Source organism: Acinetobacter sp. YH12070 (genome assembly GCF_013419625.1).
Lineage (GTDB): Bacteria > Pseudomonadota > Gammaproteobacteria > Pseudomonadales > Moraxellaceae > Acinetobacter > Acinetobacter amyesii.
In genome coordinates this window covers 1-5749 of record NZ_VOZT01000098.1, presented here as the reverse complement: position 1 = coordinate 5749, position 5749 = coordinate 1, and the positions used below count along the sequence as shown (strand labels likewise).

2 protein-coding genes and 3 pseudogenes are annotated in these 5749 nt (G+C 38.1%); 3 read left to right on the top strand and 2 right to left on the bottom strand.

Annotated features, from left to right (window positions below):
* Together FTU17_RS16585 and FTU17_RS16580 are read left to right on the top strand one after the other, a co-directional pair.
* Positions 1 to 93: pseudogene (locus tag FTU17_RS16585) on the top strand (IS1595 family transposase); the annotation flags it as partial.
* 67 nt (positions 94 to 160) lie between these two features.
* Positions 161 to 358: pseudogene (locus tag FTU17_RS16580) on the top strand (transposase); the annotation flags it as partial.
* A 100-nt stretch (positions 359 to 458) separates the two neighbouring features.
* Here the strand turns inward: FTU17_RS16580 and FTU17_RS16575 are convergent.
* Both FTU17_RS16575 and FTU17_RS16570 read right to left on the bottom strand, forming a co-directional pair.
* Positions 459 to 953, bottom strand: a complete 495-nt coding sequence (locus FTU17_RS16575) for a tetratricopeptide repeat protein (RefSeq protein ID WP_180004529.1) — start codon at positions 951 to 953, stop codon at positions 459 to 461.
* A 164-nt stretch (positions 954 to 1117) separates the two neighbouring features.
* A complete protein-coding gene (locus FTU17_RS16570; protein ID WP_180136048.1) occupies positions 1118 to 5608 on the bottom strand; it encodes an RHS repeat-associated core domain-containing protein in 4491 nt (1496 codons plus the stop codon).
* 56 nt (positions 5609 to 5664) lie between these two features.
* On the opposite strand from FTU17_RS16570, the pseudogene FTU17_RS16565 reads away from it, so the two are divergent.
* Positions 5665 to 5749: pseudogene (locus FTU17_RS16565) on the top strand (IS1595 family transposase); the annotation flags it as partial.

The window sequence follows — 5749 nt, the reverse complement described above, 5'->3', positions numbered from 1 at the left end:
GAGTATTTTGATTATCATCTTAAAGAAACAGAATGGCGTTGGATGAGGGAGCCTAATGAGCTAGCAACAGAGTTGTGGGACCTCATTAGGTAAAACTAAGTGCAAATCTGCTAGTCTAGAGCCTAGAATATATGCCAAGAACAAGAATATGATTCCCATTATTCCATTGAGATCAAACAGTAAGAGATCGAATAAGGAATTTGATAAATATCTATATAAATTAAGACATTTAGTTGAAAATGCTTTTGCGAGATTAAAACATTTCCGTGCTATTGCAACTCGATTTGATAAACTGGCACGCAATTATAAATCTATGATTCGTATAGCCTGTATATTTATTTGGTGCAAAGCCAAATGAGGACACACCCTAGTAATTACATATCATCAAAAAAAACTATGATCAAAATATCTCAACATAATACCTATAATAATTTAAGACACCCACAAATAATGTAAAGTTATTTAGAGTTAAATTCACCATTTTCAAGTCTTTTTAAATACTCTTGCGCTACCTCCTCACCATTTAAAGCAGCCTTATTTAACCATTTTTTTGCATTTAAATTATCTTTTTTTAACCCATTCGTACCTAACAAATAGGACAACCCTAAATTTAATTGAGCCAAACTATAATTTTGTAAAGCAGATTTTTCCTCCCAATATAAATATAAATTAGGATTTTTTTCTAGTCTTTCTCCAAATGCATATTCGCCCGCCAATTCATCTTGTGCTATTGGATCTCCTTCTTGAGCTGCTTCTGTTAGATACTGAATATATAATTTTGGATTTGAATCTTTATAGCTAATAGCTATTTCATAATTCTCATTATCACTTAAAACATTAATTTCAACATTATGCTTATCCTCTTGATTATTTTTAATATCATTCATAACATTCTTTGTATTAGAACAAGAACAGATTAATAGCACCATTAAAACTAAAACACTTTTTTTCATTTGATAACCTCAATAAATATTAAAATCCACTAAACCACTGAGAAGACGGTGGAATATAAATTGGATCTGGCTTTGGATATTTTTTCGCTTCCTCAGTTCTTCTTTTAATCTCCTCTCTACACGTATCATCACATGTGTAATTTCTACAACTCTCAAACCTTTGGCTAGTAACTCTTGCTTCCCCCCCCTGTAGCACCAACTGACGCCACATAGCCTCTAGTAATCCATGTATACCATCCTACTGATCGAGCTTTTCCTATATGTGTATTACCAACTGAAACACCTTTTACAACGCTTAGCGCAACTCCTTTATCTACCCAATCCCCGTTAAAAACATCAGGTTCAATTCTACTAAGCCCATCTTCAAACGTTACAGAATTCATGCCAAAAGCGCCAACAGAAAGCCCTTTGGAATAACCTACTCCCCCAGCATAAATTTGTACTTTTGCTCTTCGCCCATTCTTGCACTCACTCGTTAGGGTAAAATCCCCCCCATTAGCAAATGCTAAACTTACTTGGTATGCACTGCCCGTCCACTGTATCAACCCTAATGGATCCACCCACAGATTCGGATCACTTACATAACTACTATTATTTACCCCCCCAAATAAGCCAATTGGATCCTTACTCAAATACCTTGCACTATGTGGCTCATAATATCTGTAACGGTTATAATGTAAACCTGTTTCACGATCAAAGTATTGTCCCTGAAATCGGATATTGGTTTGTTCAAGTGAGTTTTCACTCGCCTTGATCCCTAAAGAAGTGCCCCATGTATCCTGTTTGATTTCCCAAACGCATTCACCTAACTCATTACTTAGTGTTTGTGGTGTACCCACTTGATCACAATGATAAAACGTAACCCGTTCTAACTCAGCCTTATTCTTCCGTGTTTCAGTTTTCCATACAGGGTCTTTATAAACTGAGTAAGGTTCTGTTTGGAACTTTAAGTAATCTGGCGTTTCGATTAATTTAATAAATCCTGCATAGCCTGTTTGTAATAATGGTACAAGGCTATTCGGCTCATAAACATAATGTTTGGTATATTGTGTTTGTTCATTACTGGATTGTTGTGACTCCCAAATCATTAAGTCACCATCCCAACCAAATAACGTTAAGCTGTTTTCTATCGGGCTATGTTTATATAAGCGTCGCCCAAAGACATCATAGCCATAAGTCGTGACTTGACCATTATTGTCACTTCGCTCTAAACGATTCAGGTTATCCCAAGTCAATTTAAGCGTTTTACCAGCTTGGGTGGTTTCAACCACATTGCCCAGTGCATCGTATTTATAGTGTTTGCCTTGATATTGCGTAATCAGGTTATTTTTCACTTGTGATGATTGTGTCGCAATCGGGTCAATCAAGTTACCCGCTGGGTCAAAGGCAAAGCTTTCTGTAAGTTGCGGACCTTGGCTTTTGATCAATCGTCCAATTACATCGTATTGATAGTTGAGTTGACCTAAGCGACTGTCCTCAACTTGGGTCAGTAAGTAGTTTTTATCGTATTGATAATGACGTTCTGCTTGATGCTGTACACGGCCTGTAGTTTCTTGTTCTGGTCGAATAATTTGTGAACTCAGCAGACCGACATCATTATAATTTTTGCTTTGAATTAAGCCATTGGCCAACATGCGTACTGTTTCACGATGCAAATCATCACGTTGGAATGCCACCATATCTTGTTGGTTAAAGGCGATGCCATAGATATGCCCTGAACCATATGTCAGATTGGTTTGGACTTGTCCATCTGGGCGGATAGTCTTGCTTAAGTTGCCCAACTCATCGTATTCGTAACGCAACACTGCAGTCAGCGGCTTTAAATTTGGCACGTTATAGTGCTGATGTTCGCGTACCAACTGCCCGAGCGGATTTCGATAAAAGTTAATTTGGCTTTCTTTATTTGTCACCTGGCTGAGTTGATTATTCAGGTTGTATTCGAATTCTTCGGTTTGACTATGACTTGTTTGCACATGCATATAGGTTTTTGAAGCGATTGAGCCATCTGGGTGGTAGCCAAATTGGGTCAGGATATTCAGTTGACGGATTTGGAGTAGTTGTCCATTTTCATTGTAGCTGTAATACTTTTCTTCGCCATCAAAGGCTTGTTCATGCACCAACTGCCCAAAACGATTATAACCAAATAAATATTCGGCATGGTTTTGGTTGATGAGTTTCTGAATCCGACCTTGTTTGTCCCACTGATAGCCAATTTGGTGTCTATTGGCATCAATTCTTTGTTCAAGTAAGCCAACAGTATTGTAGCGATATTGTGTGACTAAGCCTTTGGTATCGGTATGTTTAAGTAATCTTCCTTCTTGATCATGTTCAAATTGTTCTTTGAGTCCATCAGGATAAACAATAGTTTTGAGCTGTCCTTTATCTTTGCCTTGGGTGCTGTAGATGTATTTCACTTGCTGCGCATCAGCAGATTGTTGTGCGGTAAGTGTTCCTTCCTCATCGTACTCCCATGCGCTTTCTTTGCCTGAGCAATCGCTATAAGACACCATTTGTCCAAGGTCGTTATATTGGATTTTTTTAGAACCGCCTTTGGCATCAATAATTTCAACAATTTGATTATCATTATTATATTTATACTGTGTTGCATGACCTAAAGGATTAATTTCCTTGGTGACATTACCATCAGCATCATACTCTTTTTCCCAGATATTGCCTTCGGGGTCTTTGGTTTCAGATAAATTCCCTGCTTCATCATAGGCAAAATGGATGATACCACCATTGGGTTGAACAATTTTAATTAGCTGGCCTTGATCATTATAAACCTGTTCAGTTTCCAGCCCTGCAAAGTCAATTTGGCGGGTGATGCGTTTTTGACTGTCACGCGAAAGCCACTTTTCTCGTCCATCGGCTAAACGTGTACGATAGGTAAAGCCATCTAAGTCAAAATAATAATAAGTTGGCACATCATAGGCATCATACACCGCCACCTGACGTAAACGCGGGTGCCACTCTAAACGTGTTTTGAAACTACCGTCATCAGCCCATTCTGCGATCGCCTTAGCTTTGGAGTCAGTCGACTCATAACGAATATTTTGTCCACGCCCTGTACGGTCAGTATAACGCATTAATTGGTGTGCCTCGTTATACTCATAACTACGGGTATGACCATTTTGATCAATCACCTTGATCAAATTCCCTTGTTGATCATATTCATAACGCGACAAAGGCTCAGGCTGCTCATCAACAAAAGCTGCGATAATTTTAACTTGATCATTAAATGCAAATTTAACTTTATGCTTTCCACTTTTCAATTGGAAATCGATTGCTTGTAAATAAGCAACTTGTTCCAACAAAAGATATTCAAGTACAACTTTTTCTTCTGTTTTTTCATTAAACTGCTGTACAAGATGGTAATGCCGACCACCATTAAAACTATGAAAATGAAAGTTCCAATCTGAACCAAAATTCAACAACAAGTCTTCATTTTCTAGAGGTTCTACCGTGAAGCCTTCATAGGGTACCGTATATGCCTCATACAAAATTGACTCTGGGAGCTGATGCTTCCGTCCATTGCTATCAATAAAGAGATAACCGTTTAAATTTTGGAGAATGACATTAGAAAATGGCATCATCCAGCGAGCGCCAATCATACTGTCATCAAACTCATCCATTTGTGAATTGTATTGACGACTAAAAGAAAAACCCACTTTAGATAAATAAAAATCGGTATGATTCACGCGTTCCGCACCAATCGAATAACTAATGCTGTTTCCAGATTGAGAGTCTGCTCCCATACACGATGAATTATTTAAGGCATCAACTTGTAAATATAAAAACTCTAAAGTATCACCTGTCGTATGCTGTTCGTGCTCACCTGTTTGGTTTAAAGGCACACTCGCACTGGCTTTATTGCCTTGTTTTTTGATGGCTTTTAAAGTTTCTTGAATAAGCCATGCCAAGGTATATTTTTGCCCCGCATTGCTTTGTTTTTGAATTTCATTAGGAAGTAAGCTCAATGCCTGAGTTGCTTCGGTTTGCAATAATGTACCTGTCTGTGCTTTTCTAATTTTAGGTAGCATATTGGCAAGTGCGCTGGTTTTACTTAAATCAATCAGCGGTTTTGCCCAATTGCTAAATTGTTCTGCCGGATCTCGTTTTTCAGCACTTGCACCAAAGCTAATAGTCGGTGAAACCAGCCCCGACTGAATAGGTGCTGCAAAAGTGTTTAATATTGATGTTCCTAAATTTGTCGCACCTGAAAGCAGGCTAGGTAGTTTGGCCTGTGTTTCAGTCAGAAACTTTTCTAAATCTCCTGCCATTTGTGCATTTAAATGCAAGGTCATACGGCGAATATCAGCTTCTTGAATTTTGCCATTTTCTGGATAGAGCTTTTCAGCCATCAATCCCAATAATGGACGCAATGCCATACGCACATGCGCTTCAGCTTTTGGCTCTAAATATAAGCCAATCAGGTTCATGCTCAGCAAAGCAGATTTTTGCACAGCGGCATCGCCTTGTTCTTGCTCGGTTGCAAATAATAGTAAGTCCAACACTGCACCTGAAAGTGCAAAAATATTGGCCACCGTAGGCACATTTGCATTGGCTTTTAACTGCTCAAGGCTGGTATTTCCACACGCTTTTAAATAATCCTGAATTTGATGTGCTATAAATTTATGATCTTCAGTATGCGTCACACTTTCTAAATTAAAAAGGCTCTAGACTAGCAGAATAGATATGTTAGTCTAGAATCATGATAGAAAACAGTAAATTAAGTCACTATAAGATTAAAAAAATTATTCAGTGCTTTTGCATTGATATTCCTGCTTCTAAAACAG